Source organism: Paenibacillus sp. IHBB 3054 (genome assembly GCF_051594305.1).
GTDB lineage: Bacteria > Bacillota > Bacilli > Paenibacillales > Paenibacillaceae > Paenibacillus_AQ.
Genome location: NZ_JBOFBG010000008.1, coordinates 126,943 through 145,084, shown reverse-complemented (window position 1 = coordinate 145,084; position 18,142 = coordinate 126,943). Strand labels below are relative to the sequence as shown.

Annotated in this window: 17 protein-coding genes; 11 read left to right on the top strand and 6 right to left on the bottom strand. The window is 48.3% G+C overall.

What is annotated here, in order from left to right; all coding sequences use genetic code 11:
- Positions 1-11 precede the first annotated feature (11 nt).
- From chvE to ACQ76X_RS12190, 5 genes are all read left to right on the top strand, one after another.
- Entirely contained in the window at positions 12-1,100 is a 1,089-nt protein-coding gene (chvE, locus tag ACQ76X_RS12210) for a multiple monosaccharide ABC transporter substrate-binding protein (RefSeq protein ID WP_438494096.1), read from the top strand.
- A 41-nt stretch (positions 1,101-1,141) separates the two neighbouring features.
- Complete coding sequence (mmsA, locus tag ACQ76X_RS12205; RefSeq protein ID WP_438494095.1) at positions 1,142-2,692, top strand: multiple monosaccharide ABC transporter ATP-binding protein; 1,551 nt, start codon at positions 1,142-1,144, stop codon at positions 2,690-2,692.
- Entirely contained in the window at positions 2,679-3,842 is a 1,164-nt protein-coding gene (gene mmsB / locus ACQ76X_RS12200) for a multiple monosaccharide ABC transporter permease (protein WP_438494093.1), read from the top strand. The genes mmsA and mmsB overlap by 14 nt, the downstream gene beginning before the upstream one ends.
- Before the next feature lie 168 nt (positions 3,843-4,010).
- Positions 4,011-4,679, top strand: coding sequence for a TraX family protein (locus ACQ76X_RS12195; protein WP_438494091.1), 669 nt, complete (start codon positions 4,011-4,013; stop codon positions 4,677-4,679).
- A gap of 93 nt (positions 4,680-4,772) precedes the next feature.
- Entirely contained in the window at positions 4,773-6,287 is a 1,515-nt protein-coding gene (locus tag ACQ76X_RS12190) for a copper amine oxidase N-terminal domain-containing protein (protein WP_438494089.1), read from the top strand.
- Positions 6,288-6,458: 171 nt separating this feature from the next.
- Here ACQ76X_RS12190 and ACQ76X_RS12185 read toward each other — a convergent pair whose 3' ends face one another.
- Both ACQ76X_RS12185 and ACQ76X_RS12180 read right to left on the bottom strand, forming a co-directional pair.
- Complete coding sequence (locus tag ACQ76X_RS12185; protein WP_438494087.1) at positions 6,459-6,674, bottom strand: DNA-binding protein; 216 nt, start codon at positions 6,672-6,674, stop codon at positions 6,459-6,461.
- A 30-nt stretch (positions 6,675-6,704) separates the two neighbouring features.
- On the bottom strand, positions 6,705-8,126 hold the full coding sequence (locus ACQ76X_RS12180; protein ID WP_438494085.1) for a metallophosphoesterase: 1,422 nt from the start codon (positions 8,124-8,126) through the stop codon (positions 6,705-6,707).
- Between the two features lie 270 nt (positions 8,127-8,396).
- Here ACQ76X_RS12180 and ACQ76X_RS12175 point away from each other — a divergent pair, with 270 nt between their 5' ends.
- Positions 8,397-8,996 (top strand): nitroreductase family protein, encoded by a 600-nt coding sequence (locus tag ACQ76X_RS12175; protein WP_438494083.1) that lies wholly within the window; start codon positions 8,397-8,399, stop codon positions 8,994-8,996.
- Between the two features lie 75 nt (positions 8,997-9,071).
- A complete protein-coding gene (locus ACQ76X_RS12170) occupies positions 9,072-9,266 on the top strand; it encodes a hypothetical protein (RefSeq protein WP_038590676.1) in 195 nt (64 codons plus the stop codon).
- 78 nt (positions 9,267-9,344) lie between these two features.
- Here the strand turns inward: ACQ76X_RS12170 and ACQ76X_RS12165 are convergent, their stop codons facing one another.
- Complete coding sequence (locus tag ACQ76X_RS12165) at positions 9,345-10,553, bottom strand: foldase protein PrsA (RefSeq protein ID WP_438494080.1); 1,209 nt, start codon at positions 10,551-10,553, stop codon at positions 9,345-9,347.
- Between the two features lie 316 nt (positions 10,554-10,869).
- Positions 10,870-11,205, bottom strand: coding sequence for a hypothetical protein (locus ACQ76X_RS12160; protein WP_438494078.1), 336 nt, complete (start codon positions 11,203-11,205; stop codon positions 10,870-10,872).
- Positions 11,206-11,428: 223 nt separating this feature from the next.
- Here ACQ76X_RS12160 and ACQ76X_RS12155 point away from each other — a divergent pair, with 223 nt between their 5' ends.
- Complete coding sequence (locus tag ACQ76X_RS12155) at positions 11,429-12,538, top strand: lactonase family protein (protein ID WP_438494076.1); 1,110 nt, start codon at positions 11,429-11,431, stop codon at positions 12,536-12,538.
- 138 nt (positions 12,539-12,676) lie between these two features.
- Here the strand turns inward: ACQ76X_RS12155 and hfq are convergent, their stop codons facing one another.
- Complete coding sequence (gene hfq, locus ACQ76X_RS12150) at positions 12,677-12,898, bottom strand: RNA chaperone Hfq (protein WP_038590687.1); 222 nt, start codon at positions 12,896-12,898, stop codon at positions 12,677-12,679.
- Positions 12,899-13,009: 111 nt separating this feature from the next.
- Between hfq and ACQ76X_RS12145 the strand changes: the two genes are divergently transcribed.
- Positions 13,010-13,690 carry a phosphatase PAP2 family protein gene (locus ACQ76X_RS12145; RefSeq protein WP_438494074.1) on the top strand — a complete coding sequence of 227 codons (681 nt, stop codon included), beginning with the start codon at positions 13,010-13,012 and terminating at the stop codon, positions 13,688-13,690.
- Positions 13,691-13,739: 49 nt separating this feature from the next.
- On the opposite strand, the gene ACQ76X_RS12140 is transcribed toward ACQ76X_RS12145, so the two are convergent.
- On the bottom strand, positions 13,740-14,210 hold the full coding sequence (locus ACQ76X_RS12140; protein WP_438494073.1) for a hypothetical protein: 471 nt from the start codon (positions 14,208-14,210) through the stop codon (positions 13,740-13,742).
- A gap of 201 nt (positions 14,211-14,411) precedes the next feature.
- Between ACQ76X_RS12140 and ACQ76X_RS12135 the strand changes: the two genes are divergently transcribed.
- Positions 14,412-15,443, top strand: coding sequence for an FUSC family protein (locus ACQ76X_RS12135; protein WP_438494071.1), 1,032 nt, complete (start codon positions 14,412-14,414; stop codon positions 15,441-15,443).
- Between the two features lie 247 nt (positions 15,444-15,690).
- Complete coding sequence (helD, locus tag ACQ76X_RS12130) at positions 15,691-18,042, top strand: RNA polymerase recycling motor HelD (RefSeq protein ID WP_438494069.1); 2,352 nt, start codon at positions 15,691-15,693, stop codon at positions 18,040-18,042.
- Positions 18,043-18,142 lie beyond the last annotated feature (100 nt).

Sequence of the window (18,142 nt, the reverse complement as noted above, 5' to 3'; positions counted from 1 at the left end):
GGAATACAGCAATGAAAAAATACTCATTGATCATGTTGACACTGGTAGTTGTATTGATCTTGTCCGCTTGCGGCAACGCAAAAAATGCAGGCGGCAGCTCGGATGATTCCAAAGGCAAGGTAGGAATTGCTATGCCGACGAAGTCGTCAGAGCGTTGGGTGAATGACGGCAACAACATGGTGAAGGAGTTCGAGAAGCTGGGATACGGCACGGATCTTCAATACGCCGAGGATGTCGTGGAGAACCAGGTGTCGCAGATCGAGAATATGATCACCAAAGGTGTAAAGGCGATTGTCATCGCTTCTATTGACGGTGAGGCCCTGACTGATGTACTGCAGAAAGCGCATGACGCAGACGTTAAAGTGATCGCCTACGACCGCCTGATCAAAAAAAGTGAATATGTCGATTATTATGCCACCTTCGACAACTTCAAGGTCGGTGTGCTGCAAGGCTCCTATATCGAAGAAAAGCTTGGCCTGAAGGACGGCAAAGGGCCGTTCAACATTGAATTGTTCGGCGGTTCACCGGATGACAACAACGCCTATTTCTTTTTTGATGGCGCGATGTCCATTCTGAAGCCTTACATCGACTCCGGCAAGCTGGTGGTCCGCAGCAAACAGACTACGATGGATCAGGTCGCTACCTTACGCTGGGACGGTGCTGCCGCTCAAGCGCGGATGGATAATCTGCTCAGCGCCAATTATGCGAGCGAGAATCTTGATGCCGTCCTGTCCCCATATGATGGCATCAGCATTGGAATCCTGTCTTCCCTAAAAGGTGTGGGGTATGGCTCAGGTGACAAGAAGCTTCCGGTTGTCACCGGTCAGGACGCCGAGCTGGCCTCCGTGAAGTCGATTTTAGCCGGAGAGCAGACCCAGACCGTATTTAAAGATACCCGTGAGCTGGCCAAAAAAGCGGTAGATATGACGGAAAGCGTACTTAAAGGCACAGAGGCAGAGGTCAACGACACAACTACCTATGACAACGGCGTAAAAATCGTCCCTTCCTACCTGTTGGAGCCGGTCTCCGTGGATGCAGGCAATGTGGATAAAGTGCTGGTGGATGGCGGCTATTATACCAAAGAAGAGCTGGGAAAATAATCGGCTGCAACAGTGACTATTGAAAGCTGGGTGAAAAAGCAATGAGTGACTATATCTTGGAGATGAACAGCATTACGAAGACGTTCCCCGGCGTCAAAGCGCTCTCGAATGTGAATCTGCAGGTCAAGGCTGGCGAGATCCATGCGCTTTGCGGGGAAAATGGAGCAGGGAAATCAACGCTGATGAAAGTGCTGAGCGGTGTCTATCCGCATGGGACATATGAAGGGGATATTTTATTCGAAGGCCAAGTCTGCCGGTTCAGAGATATCAAGGACAGCGAAAATCTGGGTATAGTCATTATTCATCAAGAGCTGGCGTTGATTCCGTACTTATCTATTTCGGAAAATATCTTCCTCGGCAATGAGCAGGCAAAGCATGGGGTGATCAACTGGAACGAAACGACGGTAAAGACCAAAGAACTGTTGGAGACTGTCGGCTTAAAAGAATCACCGTTTACCGGAGTATCAACGATAGGTGTCGGCAAGCAGCAGCTCGTGGAGATCGCGAAAGCGCTCTCCAAGGAGGTCAAGCTGCTCATTCTTGACGAGCCGACGGCGGCGCTGAATGAGGATGATAGCGAGAACCTGCTCAACTTGATCCTGGAACTGAAAAAAAGGGGAATTTCCTCAATTATCATCTCACACAAGTTGAACGAAATCGAGAAGGTAGCGGATTCTGTAACGATTTTGCGGGACGGCCAAACAATCCGGACACTGGATATGAAGTTGGATGGAGTGACCGAGGATGTCATTATCAAAGGCATGGTCGGACGCGATCTTACGAACCGCTATCCCGAGCGGACACCGGATTTGGGCGAAACGATCTTTGAGATCCGTAACTGGGAAGCGTATCACCCTACACAGGCTGAACGCAAAATGCTCCATGGGATCAATCTTCATATCCGCCGCGGGGAAGTTGTCGGCATTGCCGGACTTATGGGAGCCGGGCGTACGGAGCTGGCGATGAGTGTCTTCGGAAAGTCCTATGGCAAAAAAATCAGCGGCCAGATCTTCATGCATGGACAGGAAGTGCATTTGAACGACATCAATAAAGCGATAGAAAGCGGACTGGCTTATGTAACCGAAGACCGCAAGCAGTACGGGCTTATTCTAATCGACGATATCAAGCGCAATATCTCGCTCAGCAATTTGCGGAAGCTTTCCCGCCGGGGGGTCATTAATGAGAATGAGGAAGTGCTGGTTGCAGAGGAATACCGCAGGAAGCTGAACATCAAGACACCGAGCATTTTGCAAAAAACAGTCAACCTCAGCGGCGGCAATCAGCAAAAAGTGGTGCTCAGCAAATGGATCTACGCGCAGCCGGATATCCTTATCCTGGATGAACCTACACGAGGCATTGACGTAGGTGCGAAATATGAGATTTACTCGATCATCAACGGACTTGCTGCGGAGGGTAAGGGAGTGCTGGTTATTTCTTCCGAGCTGCCGGAAATTATCGGTATGTGCGATAGGATTTATACGATGTGCGAAGGCCGGATCAGCGGCGAAGTGGAGCGGCAGGATGCGTCGCAGGAGCTGTTAATGAAGTACATGACACGAAGCAAGGGGGCAACACCGCATGGCAGTCATTAGTGGGATTTTCAAAAAGAATATCCGCCAATACGGCATGATCATTGCACTGATCTTTATTTCAATTTTCTTTCAAATCCTCACCGACGGCATTTTGCTCAAGCCGCTGAATGTTACGAATCTGATTCTGCAAAACAGCTATATCCTGGTTCTGGCCATCGGGATGGTGCTTGTCATCATTACGGGACATATCGACCTGTCCGTCGGATCGGTGGCAGCATTTATCGGGGCGCTTTCGGCGATTATGATGGTCGACATGCAGCTGAATCCGGTGCTTGCTGTCATTCTTTCACTGCTGATGGGGGCGCTGGTTGGTGCCTGGCAGGGCTTCTGGGTTGCCTATATCAAAATCCCCGCATTTATAGTCACTCTGGCAGGAATGTTATTGTTTCGCGGCTTGACGATGATCGTACTGAATGGGCAGTCCATTGCCCCGTTCCCCAAGACATTCCAAAAAATCAGTTCCGGGTTCGTCCCCGATATCGTGAGCGGCGGTTCGCTGAATGTGCTGACCCTTATTGTGGGCATCATTCTTTCCGTTCTGGTGGTGTACCAGGAATTCAGAACCCGCAAAATCTCTGTGAAATACGGTTTTGAGCAGTCGGCGGTCTGGTTGTCCATCGCCAAAGCCGGAGCATTGGTGATTGTAATCAACCTCTTTACCTTCGTGATTGCTCAATACAACGGGATTCCGAATATTCTCGTCATCCTGCTTGTGCTAATTGCGATCTACTCCTTCGTGATGAATCATATGACGATGGGTCGGCATATTTATGCGCTGGGCGGCAACGAAAAAGCAGCCAGTCTCTCCGGTGTCAAAACCAAACGCGTTACCTTCTGGGTGTTTGTCAATATGGGCGTACTCGCAGCCTTGTCCGGTCTGGTATTTGCCGCCCGTCTGAACTCGGCCACTCCAAAAGCCGGAACCAACTTCGAGCTGGATGCCATCGCGGCCTGCTTCATTGGGGGAGCTTCTGCTTCCGGCGGAATCGGCACAGTAGTGGGAGCGATCATCGGGGGGCTGGTAATGGGCGTCATGAACAATGGTATGTCCCTAGTCGGCCTGGGTGTTGATTGGCAGCAGGGTATTAAAGGGCTTGTGCTTCTTCTGGCCGTAGGGTTCGATATTTACAACAAGTCGAAGACGGTGTAGTTAAGGAGGTGCTGTTCACAGGGCCATTCCCGCAACGGATGCGGGAGGGCTCTTTTTGGCATAGTTGGAAAGAAGAGGCTGTTCATATCTGTATCCGTACCTTACAATAGAAAAGACTTCTTGATGAATAGCTATATATAATGTAGATTATGAACCAGGAGGATAGACATGCAAATCATCGCGATGCTGACTATGCTGATCGACCATATCGGCTATATTTTTTTTCCGGGAGAGCTTGCCTGGCGGTATGTTGGGAGAATTGCTTTTCCAATTTACTGCTACGGACTGGTGCAGGGGCATATACATACATCATCAAGGGCCAGATACCTGCGGCGGCTTCTCTGGATTGCGTTGATTGCACAGGTGCCATATAATCTGGCGCTGGATCCCGGAGGCTGGAATGTCGTATTTACTCTGCTTCTGTCTGCTATTGTGCTTGTAATCCTGGATAAGTTGCCTAGCCTTTGGTTTGGCATTCCTGTGGTAATTGCAGCGGTTTTTCTTATGGATGTTCTTCCGCTCGATTATAATGCCTACGGTCTGTTGCTGGTGCTGATTTTCCGCTATGCGCGTTCCTATTGGCTAGTTCTGGCACATTTTGTTTTGAACGGGTTTTACCTGTTCTACAGCGGCTGGCTGGTCCAGATGGTCAGCATTTTGCCTACGCTGTTCATTGCTCTGACCCCGGGAGTATGGGGGTTTCTGGAGAAAAAACGCCTTCCGCGCTGGGTATGGTGGTCCTTTTATCCGGCACATTTAGCGGTGCTCGCCTTGGTGAAGATTCTGATTTTCCAGAATTGGGTAACTATAGAATGGCGGAGTTTGTTAACTTTATAGCTGGTTACCAAATGATGGCGTACCCTATGCAAATCCTTCCTCATTTTGAGTTGATGGATAGATCACAAAAATAAACGTAAGAGGAGACATGCTATGAAGAAAATGAAAGTAAGAACCAAGTGGTTACTCCCGATTCTCGCACTGCTGCTGATTCTGGCGGGCTGTCAGACGGTCGGCGGACTCGACGTCAATAAGGCGTTACTAGGGGATCTGGATGTTAAGTCTTCTGAATCCAGCACAACCTTTTCCTTGAATGCTGTACCTGCCGCTGGAATCAGCGCCGAGGATCAGGAGATGGTAGATCTTATCAATTCTTTTTCCGTTAATATTGCTCATGTAAAACTGCAGGACAACGGCAATGTATCTGCTGCCGGATCAGTTGGCTATAAGAAATTGACAGTGCCATTCACACTGTTTATGGATAAAGAAGCCATAGTGTTTACAGCGGAAGGGGCAAAGCAGCCGTTCTACTTCCCGCTTGAAAGTTATGAAGAAGAATTAGGTGTAGAAGGATTTGATCCAACAAAAGCACAGGAGATTTCCAAGCTCCTTACGACGTTTGTGGTGAAGAATCTTCCGAACCCTGGTGCAATTAACGTAACCTCCGTAAACGAAGCCGTGTATGGTCAGCAACTGAACCTTACGAAGCTACATACGGAAATTACAGGTGACGAGCTGCCTGCATTAGTGAAAAGCTTCCTGAAATCTGTTTCCAAAGATACGGAAGGATTTACTGCGCTGATCAGCGGCCTCTATGATTATCTGTACCCGATTCTTAAGGCATCCGGAATGGAAGAAGGCTTGAGCGATTTCGGACTGGGTGATATCCCGTTGAATGACAAAGAAGGTGTCGTAACAGTCGCACATGATGCCGCTAAGCTGGCGGTGGATGCTCTTCTCCTGGTGTACGACAATCAGGTGAAGAACCTGTATAAGTCAACGCCTGAGCTGAACACCATTCTCGGCAAGGATACAAAACTGCAAGTGGATCTGTTAGTGGACAGCGGATTCCATATCCGCAAGCAAAACGTAGATCTGAAGGTAGCACTTCCAGCTAGTGAAGACCTGCCGCTTCAGAGCATTTCGGTTAAAGCAGAAACTCAGACCTGGAATGTAAATGGAGCCGTGACAGCCGATGCCATCAGCAAAGAGGGAGCATTGGACCTCTCCGAAACCCAGCTTACACCGGGTCAGACGCTGAGAAGCTTTGATCAGAATTCTGCAGTATACAAACTGCTGAAGGATGATTTTGGCATTACAGCCAAAGATATTGTGATTGCCCCGGATGATGATTATTATTATCCGATTGTAGAAAACGGCACAACGTATGTTCCGCTGCGCTACCTGGCAGAGGATCTGGATGCAGTGGTGAAATGGGATCCTGTGAACAAGGCGATTAATGTTACCGATGATGTGTATGGCGACGTTATCGTGTTCAAGGTAGGCTCTGCACAGGTCTTGATCAACGGTAAGGCAGTGAAGATTTCAGAACCAGTATTCGTTGACGAGTACGGCGATGCCTATGTGCCACTCCGTCTGTTGGCGGAAGCTTTGCATGCTACTGTTAAAGTAGATGAGTACGGTTATATTGACATCCACCGTCCTTAAGCAATTGTGAAGCAATAGAAGAGAAGGCCGGAACTCCTGTACATAGGAGTTCCGGCCTTTTTGCAAATATAAGAATTTATAGGCTTCACGCTATAAATTATCCTTCTATTTCTCCCTGAAACGGATACCGTCCTTTTGAGGACGGCGAAGCCGTTTCCACTTGTATTGAAACTATTCGGCAAACGAGAGGCCTTTGGCCGCAAGTGCCTGACGGATTTGATCCATCGCTTTGGGTCCCATGCCATGCAGCTTTAGCACCTCAGCTTCGCGGAGTGTAGTGAACTGCTCCAGGCGGCTGTATCCGGCAGCGGTAAGAGCACGCTGTGCCGGCTTGGACAATTTGGCGGGGAGATCGCTGTCTAGCTTGGATTCATTGATATCAGCCACTGGAAGTGCTCCTCTCTTTGCACAAGGTTCCTATTGTTTGGTGAGGACAATATTAAGTGATGTAAGGCTCTGTTCCTGATTCTCGGCCATGCTGCGGATATAGCCGGACATGAAGCCGCCTTCCATGCCTTCCCACAGTTTGTAGCCTGGCATGGCTTTAATCTCATCCATCGAACTGGCTGCAGTTCCTGCAAAGTATTTCACATTTAATTTGGCCATTACCTCAGCCATCGACTGCTTTTCTGCTTCGGTAAAGGATGTTTCTTTGAACTTATTCATCGCCTTGTTGTAGGATGATCCGGCAAAAGTTTCTTCTGCATATGTCTTAAAGTTTAGCAGATGGGGATCGTTAATTCCAGATGCTGCGGCCCAGCCCTCCACATCAACAGCAGCCGTATGATAGGTTACAGCACGGGAGATTGGATCAAAGGTCATAGCTCCATATTGATGGGGATTCACTGCCATAGCACTTGTAGCGATATCATAAACCGGCAATGCTTGAGATGCTGCCTTATTCTCTTCATTGACGGGTGGATCACGGCGGATATCCTGCATATGAATATGCCCGGACAGTACCAGATTCAGTCCACTCCGGCGCAGCATCTTCAATGCTTCCTGACTGTTGTTCAGCTTGAACCCGGAAACGGACATCGAGGTATGACTCAGCAGGTTGTGGTGCATCACCGTAATGATCGAAGCATGCTGCTCGGCCGCCAGCTTTACACAGTCATCCATCCAGGAGAACGTACCTGGAAGAATACGCCCGTCGGTTTGCGGAAAGCCGTATTTCTCGTTGTTGTTGTATTGACTGCTGTCAATCATCAGCAGATATAGTTCCGGCGCTGCCTTTACGAAATAACTCAGGCTGTTCTTGTCCCGGGATACGGCTTCATTATATCCGAATTCTCCGTACATTCCGGTAAAGTCTTTATCAGTGATATGCTCTGCAACAAGCTGCTTGTCCCCTTCAAAAGATCTCGCCCAAGGATTGAACAGATCATGATTGCCGGGAATGACATACACAGAGGTACCCGAATTCTCAATACGTTTCAGCTTATCTGCAAGCTCCTTATGGCTGCTTGCTTCGCCATTATTGGTCAGATCGCCGCTGAGAACAAGAAATTTCGGCTTCTTCTGCTGCACATCATAGATCAGAGCTTCCGCAAGCTCATCGCTGTAAGGCAGCATTTTGCCGTCGCCGCCGCTGACATAGGACTGGAAAGCAGTTCCGCCATCTTCCAGCGCTTTATCCAGGTAGTGGGTATCGGTTGCCACCCAAAAGGATACCGGTTCGGTATTTTGTTCCGAAGAAGACGGGGCCGCTGTTGAAGATGGTGGCAATTGTGTGTCTTCGCATCCGCTGAGGCCTAAAGACGCTGCCAGCAATATAGATAAGGCCCAAGTCGTAGTGTTTTTTAGGTGAAAGGGGTACTTCAGAGACAATAATTTCATGATTGAAACCTTCCTTCTGCACTTTTGCTGAATTATTGTAGCTTATTTCTAGCGGAATTGTATATCGGAAAGTAAGGCGATGTTTCGAAACCTGTACAGTTGATTATAGAAAAATAGTGGAGAGGGTATAAATATAGCGATTCCTGCGACAATAAGTGTTGGTGAAAAGAGAAGAAGCAGGAAATAGTTGTGAAATAGTATTGTATTCCAGGAATAAAAGTGTTAAGATTTAGAAAAGTTAGTTACTAAATAAATGGAGGTAGTTATTTTATGTCTAAAAATTTTCTGGAAGCAGTGAAAGAAAGACGTTCCATATATGCACTCAACAAAGAAACCCCGATTTCCGATGCTCAAATCAAAGAGATTGTTGAGGCTGCAGTATTACATAGCCCAACTTCATTTAATTCCCAAAGCTCCAGAGCCGTTGTTCTTCTGGGTGACAAGCATGATAAACTATGGGATATCACTGCTGAAACCCTGCGCAAGATTGTTCCAACAGAACAGTTTGAAGGCACCGCTCAAAAACTGGCTTCCTTCAAAGCAGGTTATGGTTCCGTATTGTTCTTCGAAGATCAGACAGTGGTGAAGAGCCTGCAGGAGAATTTTGCCCTGTACGCCGATAATTTCCCGGTTTGGTCCAACCAGTCTTCCGGGATTCTTCAGTTTGTAGTATGGACAGCATTTGCAGAAGCAGGCCTAGGTGCGTCACTGCAGCATTACAATCCGCTAATTGACGATGAAGTGAAAACAAGCTTTGACATTCCTGCAGAATGGAAGCTGATCGCCCAAATGCCGTTCGGCAAAATTGCTACCGCTCCGGGCGAGAAAGAATTCCAACCGATTGAAGACCGTGTAAAAGTGCTTAAATAAGCATCCCATAGAGATGTTTAGAACCTCCTTGTCCGGGCTAATAAGTACTATAGCCTAATCAAGGAGGTTTTCATTATGCCGTGGAACAAGGATGATTACCCGGATTCACTTAAGAATTTTATGGCGCCTGTACGTAACAAGGCGATTGAGATAGCCAATGCCCTGCTGGAGGAAGGTTATGAGGAAGGGCGAGCCATCTCGATTGCGACAGCACAAGCCAAAGAGTGGGGCGAAAATCACGATAAGCAGATCCGAAAGAAAAATCATTAGACAAGAAGAGGACCAGGCGGTTAACCGCCTGGTCCTCTTCTGTGGGAAAGCTTGTCCTGTTAAATATTGCGAACTGCCTTATTTGGCAGGGGGTGCTTCAGTTGCTGAAGGTTCTGCGCTTGTTTCTGGAGGTGCAGATTCTTTGGCATCAGTGAGCGTGTTGGTGATTTTTGCTTTGCTATTCAGCTCCGAAAGCCAAGTGTTTGACATTTCGGATACCTTTTGTGCTTTAAGGGTCTTTTCGATTTCTGCTTTCTTTTCTTCCAGCGTATACTCTTTTGCTTCCTTGCGGTCGGTTACCTTGATAATGTGGTAGCCGAAATCACTCTTTACTGCACCACTGGTTTCACCGACTTTAAGCTTAAAGGCCACATCGGAGAATTCAGCAACCATATCACTGCGTTTGAAGAAGTTAAGATCGCCGCCGTTCTCTTTGGAAGCAGTATCCGTAGACTTCTCTTTAGCCAGCTTGGCAAAATCCGCTCCGTCCTTGAGCTGCTTGACGATGGAGTCAGCTTCCGCTTTGGTGGCTACAAGAATATGGGAAGCCCGGACTTCTTCTTCCTGGTTAAAGGAAGCTTTGTTCTCATCATAATAAGCGGAAATATCTTTTGCTGTAACGGTTACTTTCGGTTCAATCAGCTTGCGGATTTTTACTTGCATCGGCATTTGCTTCTTCAGATCATCGAGGGTCATATTGCTCTGTGCCAATGCAGCGTTCAGGGCCTCTTCACCGCCGAGCTGAGTCTTAAGATCTTCAATCTCCGCATTGAGGTCCTCGTCGGTAACGGTGACGTTGGCTTTCTTAGCTTCCTGATCCACAAGGGTAGTTGTGATCAGGTTCTTCAGTGTAGCTTCACCGCCGGCTTCAATCAGTTTATCGTAAAGTTGTGCTTTCGTAATGTCGGTTCCATTAACGGTTGCAACAGCCGTCTTGTCGTCTTTCTGGAATGGCGGTTTAATCAGTACAATGATAAGCGCAGCTGCGAGTACAATAGAAGCGATCATCCAGCCTTTTCCAGCTTTAGGGGAAGACGACGGTGGAGGAGCTCCAGCGCCCACTTTGTTCATTACCGGAACATTTCTTTCAGCTTCTCTAACAGCAGGTGTCTCAACGGATTCGGCAGTTTTAAACACTGGTGTTTCGGAAGCGTTGACATCACCGGTTGCTGGAGTAGATGCTGCTTCTTGGACTAACCCTTCATTGTTGTTTACGGAAGTGTTGCTTTCCTCCGTTGTTCCATTGTTGTTCTGGTGTTCGTTTTCGCCCAAATCTCTTTTGTCCATTATAATTAATGACTCCCTTCAATATAGGTGTTGCCTGTCTTTCTACAACTTTACCAGAAATCAGGATTCCAAACCTTAAGAAAGTATAAAAAAGTATATTTACTTTTTAAGATTCCATTAAGACAAGTGGAAACGGCTTCGCCGTCCTCAAAAGGACGGTATCCGTTTCAGCGAGAAATAGAAGGATAATTTATAGCGTGAAGCATATAAATTCTTATATTTTAAAAGAAAAACCGGAGTTGCATGGTTGCACCACGCGCTTCCGGTTTATGTAGAAGATATAAGAATGTATTCGTATATCTCTGAGTACATCCGCTTAGGAGCTGAGGCCTCTGAGCAGATGGCGAATACTATCCTGCTTCCGTCTGGGAACACGGACATTTTTGGCGTACAGGCCCATTTCACCGAAGTAGATACAGTCGTCCTCAATCGCGCTGATCTTGTTCAGATTAACGTAGCAGCCTCCGTACACATGATAATAGCTGGCATTGGATAATAAACGATTCAGTTGCTCGGCAGTCATTCTCTTTTTAATGTTGTAGTTTCTGCCGTGAAAAATGACCAAGTCGTGATCTCCGACTTTAAAGAACAGAATGTCCGTCTCCACCTCGAAGTCCTCATATACGTTTCTGGCTTCCAGCAGGCTGCTCATTCGTGTTCCCCCTTTATAAAAATTTACATTGATGTTAGCGCTTTCATTATATCATATCCAATCTGATTTGAGAAGGCTTATTTTTGAAATGTTTTTTGTCATTTTTTACGTTGCATTTGTCATAGACGCTGAAAAATTGTAAATTATAAAGATGACTGCCGTTAAAACTGCGGGCGGCTTAGATGATACTATAGTTATGAAACCATGGAGGAGGAATACCGAGATGAATGAGAATACTAAACTGTTATTGTTTACTGGCTCCTACGCAAGTGCGGAAGAGAGCGGAGTTCAGGTGTTTGAGTTCAACGGGGAGGCAGGGGGTACACTGGAACTGCTGGATACGGTGGAAGGTATCACGAATCCCACCTTTGTTAATGTTGATGCTTCGGGACAACGGCTATATGCCATTGGTGAACAGGGGAATCATGAAGGCGGCAAGAAAGGCGAGGTTGTCTCCTTCGCCATTGATTCACAGACAGGCAAGCTGACCGAACGGAAGCGGATTCCAACGATGCCTGCTGCAGGCAAAACCCAAACCACAACCTGTCATATCTCCAGAGATCTGGAGAACGAATATATCGTTGTATGCAGTTACCATGGCGGAAGTATCGGCCTTGTGGCACTCGATAAGCAGGGGCTGCCGCTGGCACTTACGGATACTGCTCAGCATACCGGACATGGAACGCATCCGGAACGCCAGGACCGGCCGCATCCGCATTCGTCCATATTCAGTCCTGACGGGCGTTTCCTGTTTGTGTCGGATCTGGGCCTCGATCTGATTCGTTCCTACCGGATCAACCGGGAGCGGCAGACGCTCGAGGTTCATGACGAAACCCCGCTGCACAAGGGAGCAGGTCCAAGGCATTTTACCTTCCACCCGGACGGCAAATCTGCTTATGTTATCAATGAAGTGGATTCCACGATTACTTCGTTTACCTATGACAGCAGTGCCGGAACCTTGCATACGGTAGTAACTGTGCCGACACTGCCAGCGGATTATGAGGGGGAGAACACTTGCGCTGAAATATCTTTGTCCACGGACGGCCGCTACCTTTACGGCTCCAACCGCGGGCATGACAGTATTGTGGTCTATGCTGTGGATGCCGAATCGGCTGTGCTTACCTTGGTAGAGCATGTGTCTACACGAGGCGGCCATCCGCGCCACTTTACAGTGACCCCTGACGGAGCATATCTGATTGTTGCCAATCGTGACGGGAACAATCTTGTGGTATTTTCCCTCGATCCTGCCAGCGGGCGCCTTAGCTTCACAGGCAATACAGCAGAGGTGTCAAAGCCGGTATGTGTTAAGCCTGCTGTATTCTTCATCTCGTAAGTTATCACAAGACAGAGCGGTTAAGTGGACTTCATTCGGGTTAAATCCGACAAAAGGAACACCGGGGAATTGCTCCGGTGTTCCTTTTGAATTAAGGCTGTAACGTTATGGTGGTTAGGGGTGATGTAAAATGGCTTGTTATTTAAGTGAGACGGGCTTAAGCGGCACAACCGTGGAAACTGCCGATTTAAAGAGCACATTTTGCCTGCCGTCACCCTGTCCGTGCAAGGTGATCGTGTAAGCGTCGTATGAGGTCACAATTCCCTGCATTTTAACTCCGTTGGTTGTAAAAATCGTCACGGGCACCTTTGTTGAAATACATTGGTTCAACAAACGTTCCTGTAGTTTTAGACTTTCCACTTTGGCAGCACTCCATCTTTTTTATGAATTGACTTCCAGGCCAATTATAACACGGGAAAGACTCTTCCTGGAAATGTGGTGGACGGCGCGGAATTAGACAAGGAGGTAGTTATGCTTTATTATCATTACTGGTCCAGAGGTTTTCGCCGGTTTTTATGGTTTTTGTTAGGATTCAGTGTGATTGCGACGCTTGTATTCCTGAACAAGACGGCTTCCTTTGATACCTATATTATTCATATTGTCCAATCTGCAGAATCTCCTGCACTTACTTCGCTGGCGAAGGGATTGTCACTGGTGGGTTCCTCCAGTCTGGCGATCGGCATCTCACTGTTGACGATGGCGTTGCTATTCTTTCTGCTGAAGCACCGGTTGGAGCTGATTTTGTTCCTCTGGGTTGCATTAGGTTCGCAGCTGCTGAATACAATGATGAAACTGTGGTTTCACCGGGAACGCCCCAATATTCACCGGCTGATTGAGCAGGCAGGATATAGCTTTCCCAGCGGTCACTCCATGGCAGCCTTTTCCTTGTATGGTGTAATCGCCTATTTGCTCTGGCGGCATTTGCGGCGGCACCGTGAACGGTTCTTGCTGATTTTATTTACGGTTTTGATGACAGGCGGCATCGGGTGGAGCAGGATTTATCTGGGTGTGCATTACCCGAGTGATGTGATCGGCGGGTATAGTGCGAGCGGTGCGTGGCTGATGTTGTCCATCGCTATATTTGAAGCCTACCGGAATTCACGACAGCGCAAATCTGCCGGAGCAATTAATCAAGCGGATACCCGCAGGTAGACCTGCGTTGTATCCGCTTGATGTTTGGTGGTTTTCTTTTCTTGAACGATTAGGGTTTGGCTTGATGTACACTTGACGCATTGGCAATGCTCAACTTCAGCAAAGCAGGCAGTCCGGCTTTTAGCTTCTGGACTTCGTCAGATGTCAACTGCCCGTCTTTGATGGACTCATCCAGCTTCAGGCTGGCGGCCTCGCTCAGTTTTTGAATATATTGCTCCTCGGTCCAGCCCTTTTTTTCCTTAGCCAGCGTGTAGAGGGTTTTACCGCTTTTCAAACTGCGGATCAATTCTGAACGGTCGATCTCCAGCAGCTTGGCCGATTCATTCAGAATAAAGTAACCTCCGGCTTTAAAGCCCCGCACATGATGTGGATGGGAGGAATGTTCTTTTCCCGCATGAATGCTGTCTGGTGCAGGTGAAGGTGTGCTTCCGGCAGCGTTGTCTGCAAATGCAGCAGCTGGAGCCAGACTGAGCATCACGGCTGCAGCAAAAGCTGTTATTCTTTTAATGTTGTTGCTCATGATTCACCTCTTGTGATCGTTATGGTACTGCAGTACACAGTATTCCCTGGAAGCTGAAAGAATTCTGAAAGCCAGCTTAAGCCATACTAAAATTCGCCAGCCTTCTCCATGGGTAATAGTGGTTGTACCCTATTAGAAATTGACTGAAGTTCGGCAGGATATACATAAATGATGATATTAAAATAGTAAGGAGGGATGATTTTGGCCTTCGGCGCCCGCATACTCAAGACAGGAATGGCTGTCACACTCGCACTTTATCTATCTGCACTATTGCAATTCACTTCTCCAGTAGGTGCGGCGATAGCAGCAATCTTTGCCATGCAGCCCTCCATCTACCGCTCATGGCGCTATTTCCTGGACCAGATTCAGACCAGCACTATGGGGGCCGTTATCGCGCTTCTGGGGGGAATGGTGTTGTCCAATGAGCCCATCGCGGTTGGGCTGGTATGTATCCTTGTAATTATGATCAGTATGAAAATGAACCGTGCCGATACGATCGGACTGACACTGGTTACAGTAATTTCCGTTATGGAAGCTTCGGGGCAATGGGAATTTGCACTCACCCGTTTTCTGCTTACGCTCACAGGAATTGTATCGGCATTCTTGATCAATATTACGGTCTTTCCGCCAAAACCGCGTAAGCAGTACATCCAGCAGATCGAGAGCGTGTTCACCAGCCTGTCGCTGCTGCTGCGGACTGCAGTTTCGCATGAGATGAAAGAGAGTGTCTTCCGCGATGAGAAACATGCGCTGGAGGGCTCGATTAAAGCGCTGGCAGATAAGTATGCACTGTTTGAAGAAGAGCAGAAGCAGCTGAGAAGGGCTAAATACAGCCAGACCCGGCAAATGGTGATGTACAAAAATCTGTTATCCTCGCTGCAGAAGGGGTATGAGGTGCTGGAGGCTGTAGACCGGCACTATTTCCAGGCAGAACGGACGGAGCGGACCGATGAGCTGTTCGACAGACATCTGGAGCAGCTGATTAAATACCATGAATACATCCTGCTCAAATTCGAGGACAAGCTGAAGCCGGGTTCAAGTGACTCGGAGCCGCTTGGAGAGGACAATGACAGATTTCTGCAGCAGGCAATTGAAGGTTATGACGCTGAGAAATCAGGGCAGTTGCGGTTATCCGTTGTTGCTGCGGCCATCTATGATTACGGGTACCAGCTGGAGCGCCTCGATAAAGTGGCGGATCAGATCAACCGTGCATCTGCCGATGAAAAAGAATAGCAGGCTTCTATCTGACATACTTACTCTTTATAAACAAAAAATCCGGTCTCAAGGGACCGGATCATATACATAATAGGCTATGACATCATAAAGTATTATAATAATGGACTCAAAGACTTGATAAAGTCGGGTGGAATTGCTAAAATAATAGGATATTGAATGAATATTGTAAAAAATGCATAATTATTCAAAATAAATATACCATGGGTAAAAATAAATGTCAACCTTCCAAAGGGGATGAAATGTAGTGGAGAAACATGATAGCGAGTGGAAAGAGGAGCAGGAGCGGGTAACAGGTATAACGAAGCTTCTTAAGAGCCATATCCGGCAGTTGTCTGAAGAGCTGGGTCTGCACCGCAGCGATGTTGTGGACATGCGCAAAGATTTCTGGGAAGAGGTCACGGTTAACTTTAGCAGCCCGGATGATCTGGGCGAGACTTCAACCAGTCTGCGGCAGCAGGCACAAATATTAAATGAACGCGAGCGCCATCATCTGCAGTCAAGCAAAGCGCTCAAAAAATATAAAAAGCTTGTGGTGTCTCCCTATTTTGGACGGATTGATTTCTCTGAGACTCCGGATGGAGAGGTAGAGAAGATCTATCTCGGAATTGGTTCCCTCATGGAGGATAACGGCACCTTCCTGATTTATGACTGGCGGGCCCCAATCTCAAGTCTGTATTATGACGGAGCGCCAGGTCCGGCGGCCTATGATACACCTGGAGGACTCGTGAGCGGTACGATGGAACTGAAACGGCAGTTCGTAATTGATGACGGGGTCATCGAAGTGATGTTTGATACCGGAGTAACCATCGGGGATGAATTGCTTCAACAGGTGCTAAGCCACAGCGCGGACGACCGGATGAAGAGCATTGTAGCCACGATTCAGAAGGAACAGAATGCGGTAATCCGCAACGACAAAAGCCGGATGCTGGTTGTCCAGGGTGCTGCCGGAAGCGGTAAAACCTCAGCAGCCCTGCAGCGGGTCGCCTATCTGCTCTATAAATACCGCGAGGTGCTGCAAGCCGATCAAATGCTGCTGTTCTCACCCAATCCGCTGTTCAACAGTTATGTCTCCACAGTTCTTCCGGAGCTTGGAGAAGAAAATATGCAGCAGACAACGTTCCAGATGTATCTGGAGCACCGGCTGGGCTACGAATTTCAACTGGAGGATGTCTTCAGCCAGACGGAAAGTTTGCTGAATACACCTGACGGACCGGAAGCCTCAGTGCGCAGAGAAGGAATCGGGTATAAATCATCAGTAACTTTTCTGGATGCCATCCGCCGTTATGTGAATCTGCTGGAGCATGAAAGCATGCAATTTAAGCCGCTGATGTTCCAGGGCCGGGCGATCGTTGGAAAAGATGAGATGGAGCAGCAGTTCTACAGCTATGATTCCAATATCAAGCTGGCGAACCGGATTGATCTGATGACAGGCTGGCTGCTCAAGAAGATTGCTGCGTTCAGCATGGAGGAGCGGAGTGCCCAATGGGTCGAAGACCAGATTGAGCTGCTGGATTCCAGTGAATATCAACGTGCTTACCAGATGATGCGGCGCAAGGGTGGCGGCCATAATGAGAGCTTTGATGATTTTGATACCGAAAAAAGCCTGCTCGCCCGGTATATCGTCAGCCAGCGGCTGAAGCCGCTGCGCGGATGGACCAAGCGGGGGCGGTTTGTCGATGTTAAAGGGCTGTACAGCCGGTTGTTTACTGACCGGGAGCTAATGGAAACCCTCAACAACAGCAACACTTTGCCGGAGGTTTGGGATGAGATTTGCAGACAAACGCTGCAATCTATAGGGGCCAACGAGCTGGCGTATGAGGATGCAACGCCGTTTCTATATTTAAAGGAGCTGAGCCAGGGCTTCCGGACCAATACGCTAATTCGGCATGTTATTGTGGATGAAGTGCAGGATTATTCTCCGTTCCAGCTGGAATTTATGCGCCGCCTGTTTCCGCGGGCCAAGATGACGGTGCTTGGGGACCTGAATCAGGCGATTTATGCCCAGGGCGAGGTGCTTGGCGACCTGGCAGGACTGGTGAGCATTTACGGCGAGGAGAATACCGAGGTGATTTCTCTAACCCGCAGCTATCGTTCGACGTATGAAATTGTTGAGTTCACACGGGCGATGATTCCAGGGGGCGAGCGGATCGTTCCATTCAACCGCAGCGGGGAAGCGCCACAGCTTACCGTTGTCGAAAGTGAGCCGCAGCTGCTTGCCTCGGTTGAGCAGGATATTCTTAATCTCCATGCGGAGGGCTATCACTATGTGGCAGTTATCTGCAAAACGGCGGAGGAAAGCGCACGTGTACATGCCGAGCTGCAAAACAGGCTGCCGGTAAGACTTGTGACAAAGGAGACGCCTAATTTTCAAAAAGGGACTCTGGTGCTGCCCGCATACTTAGCCAAGGGCGTGGAATTTGATGCAGTGATTATTTATGACGGCTCAGCGGAGAGATATGGCAGGGAGAGCGAACGGAAGCTGTTTTATACCGCTTGTACCCGGGCGATGCATTTGCTGCACATCTATAGCCTGGGAGCGCCCAACCATTTCCTTCCGGCCGCCGTGCGCGAGTCTGTAACCGCCGGTTCGCTGTGAGCTGAATAACATTATATTGGCCGTTTTCGCACCTGATGCGGGAACGGCTTTTTTTGCTGGGATGCATACCGGGTCAGCTAATAAACCACAATAAAGGAGA